The sequence below is a fragment of the Pseudomonas fluorescens genome, from assembly GCF_018614775.1.
Taxonomy (GTDB): Bacteria; Pseudomonadota; Gammaproteobacteria; order Pseudomonadales; family Pseudomonadaceae; genus Aquipseudomonas; species Aquipseudomonas fluorescens_BY.
The window spans coordinates 1-16,975 of sequence record NZ_JAGGOF010000049.1 but is presented as its reverse complement, the minus strand read 5'-3'; the positions used below and the strand labels follow the sequence as shown (position 1 = coordinate 16,975).

The following is a 16,975-nucleotide window of genomic DNA, read 5'->3' as shown; positions in this document are numbered from 1 at the left end:
CTCGCGATAGCGGTAAATCAGTCAGCCATTCAGTCGACTGACACACCACTATCGCGAGCAGGCTCGCTCCCACAGTTCCTACTCACAGTTGTTTTGGGGGGTTGGGCTAGCCCCGCCGATCCAGCAGATTCACCACCAACCGATCCACCCAGCCCCACAACCGCTGCTTGAACCGCTTCCACAGCGGTCGGCGTTGCCAGGCGTCGAGGCTCACTTGCAGGCTTTGGGTGAAATCCTGCTCGAAACTCGCCGCCACCGCGCGGCTGAGCCCGGAATCCAGGGCTTCGAGGTTGGCCTCCAGGTTGAAGCGCAGGTTCCAGTGATCGAAATTGCATGAGCCGATGCTGACCCAATCGTCCACCAGCACCATCTTCAGGTGCAGGAAACACGGCTGGTACTCGAAGATTTTCACCCCGGCCTTGAGCAATCGCGGGTAGTAGCGGTGCCCGGCGTAGCGCACGGAAGGGTGATCGGTGCGCGGGCCAGTGAGCAGAAGACGCACATCGATGCCCCGGGCCGCGGCCCTGCGCAAGGAACGACGGACGTTCCAGGTCGGCAGGAAATACGGGGTCGCCATCCAGATGCGTTTCTGGCCGCTGTTCAATGCTCGGGACAGCGATTGCAGGATGTCGCGGTGCTGGCGGGCGTCGGCATACGCCACCCGGCCCATGCCCTCGCCTAACGGCGGAACCCGAGGCAAGCGCGGCAGACCGAAGTTGGATGCCGGCTTCCAGGCGCGTCGATGATGGTTGGCAAGCCACTGGCGGTCGAACAGCAGCTGCCAGTCGAGCACCAGCGGGCCGACGATTTCCACCATCACTTCGTGCCACTCGCTGTGGTCGTCGAGGGGGTTCCAGAATTCATCGGTCACGCCAGTGCCGCCCACCACCGCCAGGCGTTGGTCCACCAACAGCAGCTTGCGGTGATCGCGGTAGAGGTTACGCACCCAGCGCCGCCAGCTCAGGCGATTGTAGAAACGCAATTGCACCCCGGCCTCGATCAGGCGATTGCGCAGGCCCAGGGTAAACGCCAGGCTGCCGTAATCATCGAACAGACACCGCACGCGAACGCCGCGCTCGGCCGCCTCGACCAGGGCCAGGACCATCGCCTCGGCACAGGCCCCCGCCTCCACCAGATACAGCTCCAGTTCGACCTGTTCCTGGGCCTGGGCGATTGCCGCCAGCATGCGCGGGAAGAACTGTGGCCCGTCGATCAACAGCTCGAAGCGATTGCCGTCACGCCAGGGGAATACCGGACCGCCCATGTCAGCGCGCCGTGAAAATCAGCACCGCATTCACCGGCACTGAAAGACTGATGGCCGACAACCCGGCCAGGTTTCGCAACGTTTCCAGGCCCGGCGCCAGGTCGAAATCCGCGGCGTCGAGCACCACCGGTTCCAGGGTCACCACCTGGAAACGTCGTTCATCCAGGCGCGTCGCCAGCAACTCGACGTTGTATTCATGCTGCTTGCCATGCAGGTTCACCGTCAGCGGCAGACGCAGTTCCAGTTGCGCACCGTTGGCCAGGTCCTGGATCGGCGCCAGGTCGATCTGCGCGGTGACGATCGCTTCGGCGAACCGCTTGATCTCGAACAACTCGGCACGCATGCGTTCGTCCCGCAGGGGAATGCCGCTGTTGATGGAGTCCAGCTCCACTTCCAGGCGCGCCAAGCCGTCGGGCTGGACCTGGCCGTGAAGCACCAGGAAACGCTGGACCTCGGAGACATTGCCGTTCTTGCTGCTGATGAACGACAGTCGCGACGATTCACCGTCCAGGTACCAATCGGCCTGGGCCGGCAGCGCGGCGCAGGCCAGCAGCAGGGTCGCAACAGCGTGGGAGAAAGACCGCTTGAACATACACACTCGGAAGACAGATAAACCTGTGGCGAACCTTAACCGGGCCGAGGGCGCTTGCAAACTGTCTGTTTCAACAGCCGGCCATACCTGAAACCCTGTTGCGAGTGATGGCCTTGCTCCCACATGTCGCTTTCCCAGGCTATTTCTCAGCCTTGCCCTCGCCGTTCAGGTTATGGCTCCAACCGACACCCCTGCCGGGCACCCAGCCAACGCGCGCTGCTACTACGTCCCAGCCCGCTGACGGTGATGCGTTTCGCTTCAACACTCTCGAAAAACTCGCTGATGGGCACCGACTGCTTCACATAGCCACGGCAATAGTCCGCTGGCTGCTGCATCACGTAGCGGCACGAACAGTATTCCTTGGCGGTGTAGGCGCTGATGATGTCGGGGAAGGCTTGCAGCGCCACCCGCTCCCGCCAGATCCAGCCGGACAGGGCGACGATAAACACCGCCAACAGACTGAGCAGCCAGCGACGCCTCATGGCCGCACCGTCCCGGCGAACGCCGCCATGGCGCGTTTGAGCAGTTCGGTGTGGCGATAGCTGCCGTCGCGGTCGTCACCGTAGCGCACGATCACCAGCCTCGCGCTGGGGATGACGTACAACGCCTGGCCCCAGTGACCCAGCGCGGCGAACGTGTCCGGCGGCGCATCAGGCCAGGGATGGATGCTCGGATCGGCGGCGCGGTTGAGCCACCAATGCCCGCCGGGAACGGCTTCGTCCTGGCCGGCCTGGAATCGGGCGAACGGCTCGCGGTTGAACGCGACCCAATCCCTGGGGATCAGTTGCCGCTCGCCCCAGCGACCTTCCCGCTGCATCAACAGGCCGACCCGCGCCAGGTCACGGGCCGTGAGGTAGGCATAGGACGAACCGACAAACGTGCCGCTGGCGTCGGTTTCCCAGGTGGCGTGGCGGATGCCCAGTGGTTCGAACAGGGCTGTCCACGGGTAATCGGCATAGCGCAGCGGGCCGACGATGTTTTTCAGCGCCGCCGCCAGCAGGTTGCTGTCGCCGCTGGAATAGCGGAACGCCTGTCCCGGCGGGCTGTAACGTTCATGCTGCGCGGTGAACGCCGCCATGTCGCCGCGCCCCCGGGTATAGAGCATCGCCACCACCGAAGAGTTGAGCGGCGCGTATTCATAGTCTTCCTGCCAATCCAGGCCGGAGGCCCAGTGGAACAGATCGGCCAGGGTCAGGCCCGGCTGTTTGCCCAACGGCGGGTAATAGCGGGCGAGCGGATCCTGCAGGCCGAACAGGTGTTCACCGTAGGCCACGCCGAACACCGCCGCCATCAGGCTTTTGCTGATGGACCAGGTCAGGTGCGCAGTGTCGGCGCTGTTCGGCCCGGCGTAGCGTTCGTAGACCAGGCGACCGTCCTGGATCACCAGCAGTGCATCGGTGCGGATGCCTTGGCGGGTGACGTCGTCCCTGGGCGGGAACGCATATTGCTCCAAGGCTTCGAGCGCCGGCCCGCTGGGTGTCGGGCCGGTGGGCCATTGCTCGCCGGGCCAGTCTTCGGCGTGGGCGCCCAGGTTGAGCAACAGGAGCGGAATCAGGAGCCAGCCTTTGAACATGCCTTTGAGCCCGAACGATTGAACCTGTGAAGCGTAATCGGGGTTGATGACAGTTTGGTTTCTCCCAGGCACCAGGCGGCTCCTTGGGGCCTGTCACATAAGCATCACCAAAGCTTCATGGCGATGACACCGGGGCTACATAGCCTGACTTTGCACAACATGGCTGCATAAAGAAAGTCGATTGGCTGCAACCCCAAGACGGCCAGCACGGAGATTCGCTATGACTCAGATCGCCCGCATCAGCGACACCGGCAATGAACGCCGCCTGCAAGCCGAACGCCTGATCGGCGCCCAGGCCTTGCAAGAAGCCCAAGCCTTGCGCTTCAACGTCTTCAGTGGCGAATTCAACGCCAAGCTCAAAGGCGCGGAAAAGGGTCTGGACATGGATGACTACGATGTTCACTGCGCCCACATCGGCGTACGCGACCTGAACACCGGCCGCCTCGTGGCGACCACCCGCCTGCTCGACCACCAGGCCGCCAGCAGCCTGGGCCGGTTCTACAGCGAAGAAGAATTCAGCCTCAACGGCCTGGTCCAGCTCAAGGGCCCGATCCTGGAAATCGGCCGCACCTGCGTCGACCCGGCCTACCGCAACGGCGGCACCATCGCGGTGCTCTGGGGCGAGCTGGCCGAAGTGCTGAACGAAGGCGGCTACAGCTACCTGATGGGCTGCGCGAGCATCCCGATGCAGGATGGCGGCATCCAGGCCCAGGCGATCATGCAGCGCCTGCGCGAACGCTACCTGTGCACCGAACACCTGCAAGCCGTGCCGAAAAAAACCCTGCCGGCCCTGGATGTACCGTCCAATGTCATCGCCGAGATGCCGCCGCTGCTCAAGGCCTACATGCGCCTGGGCGCGAAAATCTGCGGCGAGCCCTGCTGGGATGAGGACTTCCAGGTGGCCGACGTGTTCATTCTGCTCAAGCGCGACGAACTCTGCCCGCGCTACGCTCGCCACTTCAAGGCAGCCGTGTGATGAGCCGGTTGCGCGTGTACGCGCGGATCGCGCGAGTGCTGCTGGTGGTGACGCTGGGCCTGAGCATGGCCAGCCTGTTCAGCCTGTTCGAACGCCTGGGAACGGCCAATTCCATGGCGCGGCGCCAGCGCTGGTCGCGGTTCTTCATGGCGCGACTGAGCCATGCCCTGCCCTTTCGCGTGACCGTCCACGGCCAACTGCCGCAACAGCCAATGCTCTGGGTCAGCAACCACGTGTCCTGGACCGATATCCCGCTGTTGGGCATGCTCACGCCGCTGTCGTTCCTGTCCAAGGCCGAAGTGCGCACCTGGCCGGTGGCCGGCTGGTTGGCGGCAAAGGCCGGCAGCCTGTTTATCCGACGCGGCTCGGGTGACAGCCAGTTGATCCGCAAACAGATGAGCCGCCACCTGGAACAGGCCCACCCGCTGCTGATGTTCCCGGAGGGCACCACCACCGACGGCCGCTCCCTGCGGACGTTCCATGGTCGCTTGTTGTCGGCGGCCATCGATGCGGACGTAGCACTGCAGCCGGTGGCGATCCGTTACCTGCGCAACGGCGAACCTGACTCCTTGGCCCCGTTCATTGGCGATGATGACCTGCTGTCGCACCTGATGCGGCTGTTTGCCAATGACCGCGGCGACGTGCACATCCACCTGCTGCAACCCATCGCCTGCCACGGCCAGGAGCGCGCGGCCCTGGCGTTCCAGGCGCAGCAGGCGGTGCACAAGGCGTTGTTTGGCGTGATTCCCGAGAAGCAGCAGGTGCCGATGCGGCCTGCCATTGCCGCTTGATCTGAAATCCTGGCGAGATCCCTGTGGGAGCGAGCTTGCTCGCGATAGCGGTCTGACATTCAATAAGGATGTTGACTGTGAGGCCGCTATCGCGAGCAGGCTCGCTCCCACCATTAGACCTGCTGTGTGGCTTGGCTCAGGGCAAAGCCCTGCAACTGCGGATAGAACAACCGGAAATCCTCGCTCAACGGCTCATACAGCCTGATCAATTCCTCCATCGCCCCGGCCAATTCCTCCGGCCGGGACAGGCGGCGGGAAATGCCGCGCAGCACCTGGCCCAGCACCTCGAACTTCCGATAAGAGCCCAACCAGTCATCCGCCGCCATGTAGGGCGCGATGTGCGCCAGGCGCCCCGGCAGTTGCGGCTCGGTACTGAGCACCTGGTAGACCCGCGAGGTGAAATCCCCCAGCGGACCTTCGGCATACAGCGTCCAGTCCCGCGCCAGGCAGTGGTCGAAGAACACGTCGAGGACGATCCCGGCATAGCGCCGGCGCACCGTGGAAAAACGCGACAGCGCCACATCTACCAACGGATGGCGGTCGGTGTACATATCGATGCGCCGGTGCAGGGCAATCCCGGCTTCGATCTGCGGTGTGTACAACCCTTGCAGCGGCCCTTTGACGAAATCGCCGTAGAGGCTGCCGAGCAGTTGTTCCCGACCCGGGCCGCCAAGGTGCAAGTGTGCGAGATAGTTCATGGTCGGCAGCTTAGCACCGTCGCGCCAATATCGTTATAACCCGATATAGCGATTTGTTCGGCATTCAGATCAAATCCATATTGGTATATCGCGAAGTAACGATTTAAGGTTCGCCTCATCGCGATATAGCGTTTCATCCACCTTGAGCCCATACGAACTGCCGCCATGACCCTCGACCTCGACGAAATAATAAAAGCCCTGGCACACCCAGTACGGCGAGACATCCTCAACTGGCTCAAAGACCCAAAGGTCCAGTTCCCCGAACAGTTGCACAACCACGAATTCGGTATCTGCGCCGGGCAGATCGACCAGCGCTGCGGCCTGTCGCAGTCCACGGTGTCGGCGCACCTGGCGGTGTTGCAACGGGCGGGGCTGATCACCAGCCAGAAGGTCGGTCAATGGCACTTCTTCAAACGCAACGAGGAAGTGATCCAGCAGTTCCTCAAGCAAATGAGCCAAGAGCTCTGATCTGACAAGGACCCGACATGCCGCTCTCACTTCTCATCCTGGCCCTGAGCGCCTTCGCCATCGGCACCACCGAGTTCGTCATCATGGGCCTGCTGCCCGACGTGGCGGCCGACCTGGGTGTATCGATCCCCGGCGCCGGCTGGCTGGTGACCGGCTACGCCCTGGGCGTGGCCATCGGCGCGCCATTCATGGCCCTCGCCACCGCCCGGCTGCCGCGCAAGGCCGCCCTCGTGGCGCTGATGGGCATTTTCATCATTGGCAACCTGCTCTGCGCCATCGCCAGCGACTACAACGTGCTGATGTTCGCCCGCGTCGTGACCGCCCTGTGCCACGGTGCCTTCTTCGGCATCGGTTCGGTGGTGGCCGCTGGCCTGGTGGCGCCCAACAAGCGCGCCTCGGCCGTGGCCCTGATGTTCACCGGCCTGACCCTGGCCAACGTGCTCGGCGTACCGCTGGGCACCGCACTGGGCCAGGAAGCCGGCTGGCGTTCGACCTTCTGGGCGGTGACGGTGATCGGTGTGGTGGCATTGATCGGCCTGATCCGCTTCCTGCCGGCCAAGCGCGATGAAGAAAAGCTCGACATGCGTTCGGAACTGATCGCCCTCAAGGGAGCGGGCCTGTGGCTGTCCCTGAGCATGACCGCGTTGTTTTCCGCCTCGGTGTTCACCCTATTCACCTACGTCGCCCCGCTGCTCGGCGAGGTCACCGGCGTATCGCCCCGTGGCGTGACCTGGACGCTGGTGCTGATCGGCCTGGGCCTGACCCTGGGCAACATCATCGGCGGCAAGCTGGCGGACAAGAGCCTGGCGAACACGCTCATCGGGGTGTTCATCACCATGGCCGTGGTCTCGACGGTGTTGAGCTGGACCAGCGTGGCGCTGATCCCCACCGAAATAACCCTGTTCCTCTGGGCCACCGCCTGCTTCGCCGCCGTGCCGGCCCTGCAAGTCAACGTGGTGACCTTCGGCAAAGACGCGCCGAACCTGGTGTCCACCTTGAACATCGGCGCTTTCAACATTGGCAACGCCTTGGGCGCCTGGGTCGGCGGCAGCGTCATCGACCAGGGCCTGGGGCTGACCACCGTGCCCCTGGCCGCTGGCGCGCTGGCCGTGCTGGCGCTGCTGGTCACCCTGATCACTTTCCGCCAGGGCGCCAACTCCGACCTGGCTCCGGCAACGCGTTGATTCCTACCCCTTCACTTTCGAGGTTGTAATTCATGGCGACTATTTTCGATCCAATCAAACTCGGCGACATCGAGCTGAAAAACCGCATCATCATGGCCCCGCTCACCCGCTGCCGCGCCGACGCGGGCCGCGTGCCCAACGCGCTGATGGCCGAGTACTACGTGCAACGTGCTTCCGCCGGCCTGATCCTCAGCGAAGCGACCTCCGTCACGCCGATGGGCGTGGGCTACCCGGACACCCCGGGCATCTGGTCCAACGACCAGGTGCGCGGCTGGGCCAACGTGACCAAGGCGATCCACGGCGCCGGCGGCAAGATCTTCCTGCAACTGTGGCACGTCGGGCGGATCTCCCACCCGTCGTACCTGAACGGCGAAACCCCGGTGGCGCCCAGTGCCCTACAGCCCAAGGGTCACGTGAGCCTGGTGCGTCCACTGGCCGACTACCCGACGCCGCGCGCCCTGGAAACCGCTGAGATCGCCGACATCGTCGACGCCTACCGCGTCGGTGCCGAGAACGCCAAGGCCGCCGGCTTCGACGGTGTGGAAATCCACGGTGCCAACGGTTACCTGCTCGACCAGTTCCTGCAAAGCAGCACCAACCAGCGCACCGACCAGTACGGCGGCTCGCTGGAAAACCGCGCTCGCTTGCTGTTGGAAGTGACCGACGCCGCCATTGAGGTCTGGGGCGCCGGCCGGGTGGGCGTGCACCTGGCGCCACGCGCCGACTCCCATGACATGGGCGATGAGAACCGCCTGGAAACCTTCAGCTACGTGGCTCGCGAACTGGGCAAGCGTGGCATCGCCTTTATCTGCTCCCGTGAAAAGGAAGGCGACGACAGCATCGGCCCGCAACTCAAGCAAGCGTTTGGCGGCCCGTACATCGCCAACGAACGTTTCACCAAGGGCAGCGCCAATGCCTGGCTGGCCGAGGGCAAGGCCGATGCCGTGGCCTTCGGCGTGCCTTTCATTGCCAACCCGGACCTGCCGGCGCGCTTGAAAGCCGATGCACCGCTGAATGAGCCGCGTCCGGAAACGTTCTATGGCAAAGGGCCGGTCGGTTACATCGATTACCCGGTGATGTAAGTTCGAAAAATAGACCTTACTGAAAAGCCCCGACTCGAAAGAGCCGGGGCTTTTTTATTGCCTGAAAAATTAAAGCACATCAACCATCAAGCCCCGAAATATCAGATAACAAGACGAAACTTATCCACTATGGATTACCACTTCGAACAACGCTAATAATAAAACCCGACCAACAACTCATTCATTCAAAGGAGTGCCATCTAGATATTTATTGCAGACACAACTAAAGCGCTAACGGATAGCACAACAATCGACACCCCTCAATCAAACACAGCAACCTACCAACCCGATGTATGCAGGCTTCAGCGAGCCTTGCATTTATGAGAGATACATCACTATGAACATTCTGAAAAGTTTCATCCTTGCCTTGGTACTCGGGCCCGCAATGGTAGCCAACGCCCAGGCTAACACCGAGGTCACTGTAGAGATCACAAACAATACCCGCGGCACACTGAACATGACCAATCTTTTGACGGATCCACCACAAGCCGAGGATTACCCCTTAAGCGATCACGACATCCCTCCAAAATCAATTTACATGCTCCATCTCACCCATGAGAGAAATTACACTTATCCCGCCTCGGGCTGGCAACCCACACTGAAAAAGGTAAAACCCATTGAACTCGTTCTCAGTTATAAAATGAAAAATTTCAATTTCGAGTGTCAGATGCAAACCCTGTTTCAAGCCCCAATCGCTTTTGGTTTCCTCGAGCCCAGTTACAAACCGAACTGGAAAAGCGACTGGAATTACACCGGCAATGGCGAATTCACTTGCAGGACCGAAATCACACGAAAAATGCTTGAGCCGCCCTTCAGCTACACCGTCCGCCTGATTATCGAGTAACTCAAAAGGTGTAACAGGTCGACACGACAAGTGCGGACGCCTGGCGCCCCCTTGAACAGGGACTCGCCATAATCCCCCGGCACAATAGCGACTCACGCGCCGTCAACATGCCAGCGGTTCATCCATAAGTACCCCGTCGGATTCAAAGTCCGGCGGGGCATTCGCCGATCAGCTATTGACACATATCGACGCAATTACGCATTTTGTTTCATTTGCGGAGGCTGGGGCTCAGGCGCAGCATATCCAGCCCGATGTCCACCCAGCGCTCGGCCTCACCGGCCAGGGCGAAGCTGTCGGGGATCAGCAACCACTGGTATAGGATGCCGTCGATGTAGGCATGAAGGGCAACCGCCGCCCTTTCCGGGTCCAGATCACCCGGCAACTGTCCGCGCTTCACTGCATTGCGCAATGACAGCGCGATACGCACATTGCAGTCGAGGCTGACTTCGCGCCGCTGCTGGCGCAAATCGCACATCTCATCGGTGAACTCGCACTTATGGAAAAGAATCTCATTGATGCGTCGGGTTTTCGGGTCCAGGGCCACCTGCTGGAACAACCGCACCAGCAGCTTGTGGACACAGCCCAGCGGGTCCAGCTCCTCTTCATTTTCACTGGCCCGGGCCAGTTCATCGAGCGGCTCATGCAAGGTGTCGAGCATGGCCTGGAGCAGATCCGCCTTGTTGCTGAAATGCCAATAGATAGCCCCGCGCGTCACACCGGCCAAGGTCGCAATGTCGGCCAGCGTCGTGCGCGCCACGCCACGCTCGAAAAAGGCCTTTTCGGCCGCTTCGAGTATCTGGCTGCGAGTCTCCAGGGCTTCCTCTTTGGTACGACGAACCATGGCAGTAAATACCTCGATCAGGATGCATCAGCAATGCGCAAGGTCAGCTGAGCGAATAGAAGGCGCTTGCTCACAGAGCGCGCCTGCGGTCAACAGGGCCTTTGTCTGGCTTTTGTAAAACCGGATGGTACGCAATTTTGCTGTTTACAAACAGCCATGTACGTAAGTATATTTCTTAGCATCCTACTAATTGAAAAATGCTGCCTTTTTTAACCTTCCACTTTCGAGTGCGCCTGTTGCGCGCCTGGCCCGAGGATTTCCATGCAATTCAAGCCAGCTGTTACCGCTCTGGTTACCGCCATCGCCCTGGCATCGCTGCTCAGCGGATGCAAAAAGGAAGAAGCGGCACCTCCCGCCCCTACCCCTCAGGTCGGCGTCGTAACCCTCAAGGCCCAGCCATTCACCCTGACCTCGGAGCTTCCGGGTCGCACGAGTGCGTTCCGCGTCGCGGAAGTTCGCCCTCAGGTCAACGGGATTATCCTCAAGCGCCTGTTCAAGGAAGGCGCCGACGTCAAGGCCGGCCAGCAGCTCTACCAGATTGACCCGGCCGTGTACGAGGCCACCCTGAAGAGCGCCGAAGCCAACCTGCGTTCCACCAAGTCGATTGCCGATCGCTACAAGCAACTGGTCGACGAACAGGCCGTCAGCCGCCAGGAATACGACACCGCCGTGGCCAATCGCCTGGAGTCGGAAGCCAACCTGCAGACCGCCCAGATCAACGTGCGCTACACCAAGGTCTATGCGCCGATCTCCGGTCGCATCGGTCGCTCCTCGGTGACCGAAGGTGCGCTGGTGAGCAACGGCCAGGCCGACGCGCTGGCGACCATCCAGCAACTGGACCCGATCTACGTCGACGTCACGCAAAGCTCGGTGGAACTGCTGCAACTGCGCCGTGAGCTGGAAAGCGGCCGCTTGCAGAAAGCCGGCGACAACGCTGCCATGGTCAAGCTGACCCTGGAAGACGGTAGCCAGTACCCCCACGAAGGCAAATTGGAGTTCTCCGAGGTGTCGGTCGACCCGACCACCGGTTCCGTGGCCTTGCGCGCCGTGTTCCCCAACCCGGATCACACCCTGCTGCCGGGCATGTTCGTCCACGCGCAATTGCAGGCCGGCGTGAACAGCGCAGCGATCCTCGCGCCGCAGCAAGGCGTGACCCGCGACCTCAAGGGCATGCCGACCGCATTGGTGGTCGGCCCGGACAACAAGGTCGAGCTGCGCCAGCTCAAGGCCAGCCGCACCGTCGGCAGCCAATGGCTGATCGAAGACGGCCTCAAGGCCGGCGATCGCCTGATCACCGAAGGTTTGCAGTACGTACGGCCGGGGGTGGAAGTCAAAGCCACCGAAGCCACCAACGTTGCCAACAAGAACCCGGCCCCCGCTCAGGCAGCTGACAAAGCAGCCGGCGGCAAAGGGGAGTAAACCATGTCGAAATTCTTTATCGACCGTCCGATTTTCGCCTGGGTAATCGCCCTGGTGATCATGCTGGTCGGGGCTCTGTCGATCCTCAAGTTGCCGATCAACCAGTACCCGAGCATCGCGCCGCCGGCCATTGCGATCCAGGTCACCTACCCGGGCGCCTCCGCGCAAACCGTACAGGACACCGTGGTGCAGGTCATCGAGCAACAGCTCAACGGTATCGATAACCTGCGCTATGTATCTTCGGAAAGTAACTCCGACGGCAGCATGACCATCACCGCGACGTTCGAGCAGGGCACCAGCTCCGATACCGCACAGGTCCAGGTCCAGAACAAGCTGAACCTGGCCACCCCGCTGCTGCCACAAGAAGTGCAGCAACAGGGCATCCGCGTGACCAAGTCAGTGAAAAACTTCCTGATGGTGATCGGCGTGGTGTCGCGTGACGGCAGCATGACCAAGGACGACCTGTCCAACTACATCGTGTCGAACATGCAGGACCCGATCTCGCGGACTGCCGGTGTCGGTGACTTCCAGGTCTTCGGTGCCCAGTACGCGATGCGGATCTGGCTCGACCCGGCCAAGCTGAACAACTTCCACCTGACCCCGGTGGACGTGAAAACCGCCATCGCCGCGCAGAACGTCCAGGTGTCGTCCGGTCAGCTCGGCGGCCTGCCCGCCCTGCCCGGCCAGCAACTGAACGCCACCATCATCGGCAAGACCCGCCTGCAGACCGCCGAACAGTTCAAGGCAATCCTGCTCAAGGTCAACCCGGATGGCTCACAGGTGCGCGTCGGTGATGTCGCCGATGTCGGCCTGGGCGGTGAGAACTACAGCGTCAGCGCCCAGTTCAACGGCGCCCCGGCGTCGGGCCTGGCGGTGAAGCTGGCCAACGGTGCCAACGCCCTCGACACGGCCAAGGCCCTGCGCAAGACCATCGACGATCTCAAGCCGTTCTTCCCGCAAGGCATGGAAGTGGTGTTCCCGTACGACACCACCCCGGTGGTGAGCGAATCGATCAAGGGCGTGGTCGAAACGCTGATCGAGGCGGTCGTGCTGGTGTTCCTGGTGATGTTCCTGTTCCTGCAGAACTTCCGCGCCACCATCATCACCACCATGACGGTGCCGGTGGTGCTGCTCGGTACCTTCGGGATCCTTGCCGCGTTCGGTTTCAGCATCAACACCCTGACCATGTTCGGCATGGTGCTGGCCATCGGCTTGCTGGTGGACGACGCCATCGTCGTGGTGGAAAACGTCGAACGGGTAATGAGCGAAGAAGGCCTCTCGCCCAAGGAAGCCACCAAGAAATCCATGGGCCAGATCCAGGGCGCCCTGGTGGGTATCGCCCTGGTGCTCTCGGCGGTACTGCTGCCGATGGCCTTCTTCAGCGGTTCCACCGGTGTGATCTACAAGCAGTTCTCCATCACCATCGTCTCGGCCATGGCCCTGTCGGTGATGGTTGCACTGATTTTCACCCCAGCCCTGTGCGCCACCATGCTCAAGGCGATTCCCAAAGGTGAACACGGTACGCCGAAACGTGGCTTCTTCGGCTGGTTCAACCGCAATTTCGACCGCGGCGTCAGAAGCTACGAGCGTGGCGTGGGCAATATGCTCCGCAACAAGGTGCCGTACCTGCTGGCCTACGTGATCATCGTGATCGGCATGGTCTGGCTGTTCACCCGCATCCCGACGGCGTTCCTGCCGGAAGAAGACCAGGGCGTACTGTTTGCCCAGGTACAGACACCGGCCGGCTCCAGCGCCGAGCGTACCCAGGCGGTGGTGGACAAGATGCGCGAGTTCCTGCTGCGTCCGAGCAAGGACGGTGGCGAAGGCGATGCCGTGGCCTCGGTGTTCACCGTGACCGGCTTCAACTTCGCCGGTCGCGGCCAGAGCTCCGGCATGGCGTTCATCATGCTCAGGCCTTGGGAAGAGCGAAACGCCGACAACAGCGTCTTCAAGCTCGCGGCCCGCGCCCAGCAGCACTTCTTCACCTTCCGCGATGCGATGGTGTTCGCTTTCGCGCCACCGGCGGTGCTGGAATTGGGTAACGCCACCGGCTTCGACGTCTTCCTGCAAGACCGCGCCGGCATCGGCCACGACAAGTTGATGGAAGCCCGTAACCAGTTCCTCGGCATGGCGTCCCAGAGCAAGGTACTGACCCAGGTGCGTCCGAACGGCCTGAACGACGAACCGCAATACCAGCTGGAAATCGACGACGAAAAGGCCAGTGCGCTGGGCATTACCCTGTCGGACATCAACAACACCTTGTCGATTGCCTTGGGCAGTAGCTACGTCAACGACTTCATCGACCGTGGACGGGTGAAGAAGGTCTACGTGCAAGGCCAACCGGGCGCGCGGATGAGCCCCGAAGACCTGAAGAAGTGGTACGTGCGCAACAGCGCCGGGACCATGGTGCCGTTCAGCGCCTTCGCCAAGGGCGAGTGGATCTACGGCTCACCGAAACTGGCCCGTTACAACGGTGTTGAAGCGATGGAAGTCCTCGGTGCCCCGGCCCCTGGCCATTCCACCGGTGAAGCCATGGCTGAAGTCGAGGCCATTGCCAAGAAGCTGCCGGCCGGCGTAGGTATTTCCTGGACAGGCCTGTCCTATGAGGAACGGCTGTCGGGGTCCCAGGCGCCAGCGCTGTACGCCCTGTCGCTGCTGATGGTGTTCCTGTGCCTGGCGGCGCTGTATGAAAGCTGGTCGATTCCGATCGCGGTCATGCTGGTGGTGCCGTTGGGGATCATCGGTGCGCTGCTGGCGACCAGCCTGCGCGGTCTGTCCAACGACGTGTACTTCCAGGTGGGCCTGTTGACGACCATCGGCCTGGCGGCGAAAAACGCCATTCTGATCGTCGAGTTCGCCAAGGAACTCCACGAACAGGGCCGGACCCTGATGGAAGCTGCCATTGAAGCTTGTCGGATGCGTCTGCGACCGATCATCATGACGTCCCTGGCGTTCATCCTCGGTGTGGTCCCGCTGGCGATTTCCACGGGGGCCGGCTCAGGCAGCCAGCACGCCATCGGTACCGGCGTGATCGGCGGCATGTTGACCGCGACCATCCTGGCGATTTTCTGGGTGCCGTTGTTCTTTGTGACTGTGTCGTCGATAGGCCACCGCAAAAATGCCGACCTGGACGACACTCCTGAAACTTCTAAAGAGGCTGGCCAATGAGCAAGTCGCTACTTTCCCTGACCATCGCCGCCGTCGTGCTCAGCGGCTGCTCGCTGATCCCCGATTATCAGCGGCCCGAAGCACCGGTCGCGGCGCAATACCCGCAAGGGCCGGCCTACGAGTCGGCCAACGCACCCGGCCAGGCCGCCGCCGAGCAAGGCTGGAAGCAGTTTTTCCATGACCCGGCGTTGCAGCAGCTGATCCAGGTTGCCCTGGAAAACAACCGCGACCTGCGTGTCGCGGCGCTGAACATCGATGCCTACGCCGCGCAGTACCGCATCCAGCGGGCGGACCTGTTCCCGGCGGTCTCGGCCAACGGATCCGCCAGCCGCCAGCGGGTGCCGGCGCGGGCTTCGCAGACCGGTGAAGCGAGCATCAACAGCTCCTACTCGGCCACCTTGGGCATCAGCGCCTATGAACTGGACCTGTTCGGCCGGGTTCGCAGCCTGAGCGAGCAAGCGTTGCAAAGCTACTTCGCCACCGAAGAGGCCCGGCGCAGCACGCAGATCAGCCTGGTGGCCAACGTCGCCAACGCTTACCTGACCTGGCAGGCCGACAAGGAGCTGCTCAAGCTGACCCAGGACACCCTGGGGGCGTACGAGCAAAGCTTCAAGCTGACCTCGCGCAGCGCCGAAGTCGGCGTGGCCTCGGCCCTGGACCTGAGCCAGGCACGCACCGCCGTGGAAAACGCCCGTGTGCAATTGGCGCGCTATACCCGCCAGGTCGCACAGGACGAAAACAGCCTGACCCTGTTGCTGGGCACCGGCTTGCCGGCCAACCTGCAATCGCAACCGCTCAGCGACGACCTGCTGAGCGAGGTGCCAGCCGGGCTGCCGTCGGACCTGCTGCAACGTCGTCCGGACATCCTCCAGGCCGAACGCAACCTGCTCGCCGCCAACGCCAACATCGGCGCCGCGCGGGCCGCGTTCTTCCCGAGCATCAGCCTGACGGCCAACGCCGGCACCCTGAGCCCGGACCTGTCCGGCCTGTTCAAGGGCGGCTCGGGCACCTGGAGCTTCGCCCCGCAGATCAACCTGCCGATCTTCAACGCCGGCAGCCTGCGGGCGAGCCTGGACTACGCCAAGGTCCAGAAAGACATCAACGTCGCGCAGTACGAGAAGTCGATCCAGACCGCGTTCCAGGAAGTCTCCGACGGCCTGGCGGCGCGCCAGACCTACAACGAACAGTTGCGGGCCCAGACCGACTTCGTCACCGCCAACCAGGATTACTACCGCCTGGCCGAGCGTCGCTATCGGATCGGTGTCGACAGCAATCTGACCCTCCTCGATGCCCAGCGCCAATTGTTCAGCGCCCAACAATCGCTGATCACCGACCGCCTGGCGCAACTGACCAGCGAGGTCAATCTGTACAAGGCCCTGGGTGGCGGCTGGAATGCCGAGACCGGCAAGAACGAGCCGGTGAAGGAAGAAGCGCCGAAGACAAGGTTGTTCTGATACTTGTTTGAAAGCTGAACACGAAGCCCACCGAAAGGTGGGCTTTTTGTTTCCGTGTGGCTGGACAGTAATCTGCGGCGAGGGAATCCAACCCCTCGCCACAACACAACCCCACTTGATTAACGGGGGTCAACGATGTCCAGCGCACGATTAGCCAACAGCTCGCTTAACTCGATCATCTGCACCACACCCAGCAAAACATGCCGCCGCGAACCTTCCAGCTCGAACGCCAGATCACTGACCATGGCATTGACCGAAGCCAGGGTTTCGCTGAGGTTCGCCAACAGGCATTCCGTGTCGATGGTCTCGATGACGGTGAAGACTTGTGTGGATGGGGCCTTGGGTTGGGGGGTGGTGCCGAGATGGAAGTCGAGTGCCCGGTCTGCGGCCTCCTGGAGTTTGGCTGGATCAGGGTCGTTGTAGGGGAAAGCGCTTTCAGCTGGCGAAGAGGCTTGATGCTTGTTCATAACGGAGCTCCTGTTTCAACTGGAGCCGAGACTTAGGGTCCGGCGCTGGCGCCTAACAAATTCGGCGGGCTTGCAGTCCCGGTCGCTGAATGTGCAACGACTCGAACAGGCTAGAGATGTCACTTCCTAACGGCAACCTTAAAAGTTTGTCGGA

16 protein-coding genes are annotated in these 16,975 nt (G+C 62.1%); 9 read left to right on the top strand and 7 right to left on the bottom strand.

The annotated features are described in order from the left end of the window. Positions 1 to 106: 106 nt before the first annotated feature. From J7E36_RS14405 to J7E36_RS14390, 4 genes are all read right to left on the bottom strand, one after another. Positions 107 to 1,264: a phospholipase D-like domain-containing protein gene (locus J7E36_RS14405; RefSeq protein ID WP_215003979.1), complete on the bottom strand. Its 1,158-nt coding sequence runs from the start codon at positions 1,262 to 1,264 to the stop codon at positions 107 to 109. A 1-nt stretch (position 1,265) separates the two neighbouring features. Next, on the bottom strand, positions 1,266 to 1,856 hold the full coding sequence (locus J7E36_RS14400) for a YceI family protein (protein WP_215003977.1): 591 nt from the start codon (positions 1,854 to 1,856) through the stop codon (positions 1,266 to 1,268). 170 nt (positions 1,857 to 2,026) lie between these two features. After that, positions 2,027 to 2,338, bottom strand: a complete 312-nt coding sequence (locus J7E36_RS14395; protein WP_215003975.1) for an amidase — start codon at positions 2,336 to 2,338, stop codon at positions 2,027 to 2,029. Further along, positions 2,335 to 3,429: a serine hydrolase domain-containing protein gene (locus J7E36_RS14390; RefSeq protein ID WP_215004026.1), complete on the bottom strand. Its 1,095-nt coding sequence runs from the start codon at positions 3,427 to 3,429 to the stop codon at positions 2,335 to 2,337. Before J7E36_RS14390 ends, J7E36_RS14395 begins: the two co-directional genes overlap by 4 nt. A 220-nt stretch (positions 3,430 to 3,649) precedes the next feature. Between J7E36_RS14390 and olsB the strand changes: the two genes are divergently transcribed. Both olsB and J7E36_RS14380 read left to right on the top strand, forming a co-directional pair. Then, positions 3,650 to 4,405 (top strand): L-ornithine N(alpha)-acyltransferase, encoded by a 756-nt coding sequence (gene olsB, locus J7E36_RS14385; RefSeq protein ID WP_215003973.1) that lies wholly within the window; start codon positions 3,650 to 3,652, stop codon positions 4,403 to 4,405. Next, the gene (locus J7E36_RS14380) at positions 4,405 to 5,196 is read left to right on the top strand and encodes a lysophospholipid acyltransferase family protein (protein WP_215003971.1); all 792 of its coding nucleotides are present in this window, start codon (positions 4,405 to 4,407) and stop codon (positions 5,194 to 5,196) included. Before olsB ends, J7E36_RS14380 begins: the two co-directional genes overlap by 1 nt. Positions 5,197 to 5,309: 113 nt before the next feature. On the opposite strand, the gene J7E36_RS14375 is transcribed toward J7E36_RS14380, so the two are convergent. Then, positions 5,310 to 5,894, bottom strand: coding sequence for an ACP phosphodiesterase (locus J7E36_RS14375; RefSeq protein ID WP_215003969.1), 585 nt, complete (start codon positions 5,892 to 5,894; stop codon positions 5,310 to 5,312). Positions 5,895 to 6,059: 165 nt separating this feature from the next. On the opposite strand from J7E36_RS14375, the gene J7E36_RS14370 reads away from it, so the two are divergent. From J7E36_RS14370 to J7E36_RS14355, 4 genes are all read left to right on the top strand, one after another. Beyond that, positions 6,060 to 6,362 carry an ArsR/SmtB family transcription factor gene (locus J7E36_RS14370; protein ID WP_003198672.1) on the top strand — a complete coding sequence of 101 codons (303 nt, stop codon included), beginning with the start codon at positions 6,060 to 6,062 and terminating at the stop codon, positions 6,360 to 6,362. Positions 6,363 to 6,379: 17 nt separating this feature from the next. Then, complete coding sequence (locus J7E36_RS14365) at positions 6,380 to 7,546, top strand: MFS transporter (RefSeq protein ID WP_215003967.1); 1,167 nt, start codon at positions 6,380 to 6,382, stop codon at positions 7,544 to 7,546. A 32-nt stretch (positions 7,547 to 7,578) separates the two neighbouring features. Then, the gene (locus J7E36_RS14360; RefSeq protein WP_215003965.1) at positions 7,579 to 8,628 is read left to right on the top strand and encodes an alkene reductase; all 1,050 of its coding nucleotides are present in this window, start codon (positions 7,579 to 7,581) and stop codon (positions 8,626 to 8,628) included. Positions 8,629 to 8,965: 337 nt separating this feature from the next. Beyond that, complete coding sequence (locus J7E36_RS14355) at positions 8,966 to 9,472, top strand: hypothetical protein (protein WP_215003964.1); 507 nt, start codon at positions 8,966 to 8,968, stop codon at positions 9,470 to 9,472. A gap of 208 nt (positions 9,473 to 9,680) precedes the next feature. Here the strand turns inward: J7E36_RS14355 and J7E36_RS14350 are convergent, their stop codons facing one another. Next, positions 9,681 to 10,313 carry a TetR family transcriptional regulator gene (locus tag J7E36_RS14350; RefSeq protein ID WP_215003962.1) on the bottom strand — a complete coding sequence of 211 codons (633 nt, stop codon included), beginning with the start codon at positions 10,311 to 10,313 and terminating at the stop codon, positions 9,681 to 9,683. Positions 10,314 to 10,574: 261 nt separating this feature from the next. Between J7E36_RS14350 and J7E36_RS14345 the strand changes: the two genes are divergently transcribed. The 3 genes from J7E36_RS14345 to adeC are packed head-to-tail and all read left to right on the top strand — an operon-like array spanning position 10,575 to position 16,354. Further along, entirely contained in the window at positions 10,575 to 11,732 is a 1,158-nt protein-coding gene (locus J7E36_RS14345) for an efflux RND transporter periplasmic adaptor subunit (RefSeq protein ID WP_215003960.1), read from the top strand. A 3-nt stretch (positions 11,733 to 11,735) separates the two neighbouring features. Then, positions 11,736 to 14,900: an efflux RND transporter permease subunit EmhB gene (gene emhB, locus J7E36_RS14340; protein WP_215003958.1), complete on the top strand. Its 3,165-nt coding sequence runs from the start codon at positions 11,736 to 11,738 to the stop codon at positions 14,898 to 14,900. Beyond that, a complete protein-coding gene (gene adeC / locus J7E36_RS14335) occupies positions 14,897 to 16,354 on the top strand; it encodes an AdeC/AdeK/OprM family multidrug efflux complex outer membrane factor (protein WP_215003956.1) in 1,458 nt (485 codons plus the stop codon). The genes emhB and adeC overlap by 4 nt, the downstream gene beginning before the upstream one ends. A gap of 119 nt (positions 16,355 to 16,473) precedes the next feature. Here the strand turns inward: adeC and J7E36_RS14330 are convergent, their stop codons facing one another. Continuing rightward, positions 16,474 to 16,821: a DUF6124 family protein gene (locus J7E36_RS14330; RefSeq protein WP_215003954.1), complete on the bottom strand. Its 348-nt coding sequence runs from the start codon at positions 16,819 to 16,821 to the stop codon at positions 16,474 to 16,476. Positions 16,822 to 16,975 lie beyond the last annotated feature (154 nt).

Bases quoted from the DNA above. Each gene is read 5' to 3' on its own strand.
- J7E36_RS14350 (WP_215003962.1), bottom strand. From the start codon at position 10,313: ATGGTTCGTCGTACCAAAGAGGAAGCCCTGGAGACTCGCAGCCAGATA.
- emhB (WP_215003958.1), top strand. From the start codon at position 11,736: ATGTCGAAATTCTTTATCGACCGTCCGATTTTCGCCTGGGTAATCGCC.
- J7E36_RS14395 (WP_215003975.1), bottom strand. From the start codon at position 2,338: ATGAGGCGTCGCTGGCTGCTCAGTCTGTTGGCGGTGTTTATCGTCGCC.
- J7E36_RS14405 (WP_215003979.1), bottom strand. From the start codon at position 1,264: ATGGGCGGTCCGGTATTCCCCTGGCGTGACGGCAATCGCTTCGAGCTG.
- J7E36_RS14330 (WP_215003954.1), bottom strand. From the start codon at position 16,821: ATGAACAAGCATCAAGCCTCTTCGCCAGCTGAAAGCGCTTTCCCCTAC.
- J7E36_RS14365 (WP_215003967.1), top strand. From the start codon at position 6,380: ATGCCGCTCTCACTTCTCATCCTGGCCCTGAGCGCCTTCGCCATCGGC.
- J7E36_RS14375 (WP_215003969.1), bottom strand. From the start codon at position 5,894: ATGAACTATCTCGCACACTTGCACCTTGGCGGCCCGGGTCGGGAACAA.
- J7E36_RS14390 (WP_215004026.1), bottom strand. From the start codon at position 3,429: ATGTTCAAAGGCTGGCTCCTGATTCCGCTCCTGTTGCTCAACCTGGGC.
- J7E36_RS14370 (WP_003198672.1), top strand. From the start codon at position 6,060: ATGACCCTCGACCTCGACGAAATAATAAAAGCCCTGGCACACCCAGTA.
- J7E36_RS14360 (WP_215003965.1), top strand. From the start codon at position 7,579: ATGGCGACTATTTTCGATCCAATCAAACTCGGCGACATCGAGCTGAAA.
- adeC (WP_215003956.1), top strand. From the start codon at position 14,897: ATGAGCAAGTCGCTACTTTCCCTGACCATCGCCGCCGTCGTGCTCAGC.
- J7E36_RS14380 (WP_215003971.1), top strand. From the start codon at position 4,405: ATGAGCCGGTTGCGCGTGTACGCGCGGATCGCGCGAGTGCTGCTGGTG.
- J7E36_RS14355 (WP_215003964.1), top strand. From the start codon at position 8,966: ATGAACATTCTGAAAAGTTTCATCCTTGCCTTGGTACTCGGGCCCGCA.
- olsB (WP_215003973.1), top strand. From the start codon at position 3,650: ATGACTCAGATCGCCCGCATCAGCGACACCGGCAATGAACGCCGCCTG.
- J7E36_RS14345 (WP_215003960.1), top strand. From the start codon at position 10,575: ATGCAATTCAAGCCAGCTGTTACCGCTCTGGTTACCGCCATCGCCCTG.
- J7E36_RS14400 (WP_215003977.1), bottom strand. From the start codon at position 1,856: ATGTTCAAGCGGTCTTTCTCCCACGCTGTTGCGACCCTGCTGCTGGCC.